This is a genomic window from Acetobacter fabarum (assembly GCF_040702925.2).
GTDB lineage: Bacteria > Pseudomonadota > Alphaproteobacteria > Acetobacterales > Acetobacteraceae > Acetobacter > Acetobacter fabarum_B.
The window spans coordinates 1-352 of sequence record NZ_JBFCXX020000064.1 but is presented as its reverse complement, the minus strand read 5'-3'; the positions used below and the strand labels follow the sequence as shown (position 1 = coordinate 352).

At 54.3% G+C, this 352-nt stretch carries 1 pseudogene; it reads right to left on the bottom strand.

Features of this window, described 5'->3' with window-relative positions:
• Positions 1-352 (bottom strand): annotated as a pseudogene (locus AB2L51_RS15105) (IS5 family transposase); the annotation flags it as partial.

Sequence of the window (352 nt, the reverse complement as noted above, 5' to 3'; positions counted from 1 at the left end):
GGCATGAAGTTTTGAGTTCAGGCCGCCTTTTGTCCGTCCGATATGGCGGGGAAAAGCCCCTTTTTGAGCAGGGACGCTGCCGTTCTGTGTGTCTTGAGGTGTGTTGCATCGATCATCAGACGCTTCGAACGGCCTGCCTGTTCTGTCAGGGCAACAAAAATCCTGTCAAAAATACCCAGGCGGCTCCACCGGATAAAGCGGTTGTATAAAGTCTTGTGCGGACCATACGCTTTCGGGGCGTCTTTCCACTGAAGACCATTACGGATGACATAAATGATCCCGCTCAGAACACGCCGGTCATCCACGCGTGGCACTCCGTGCGCCAGAGGGAAAAACGGCTCAATCCGCTCCA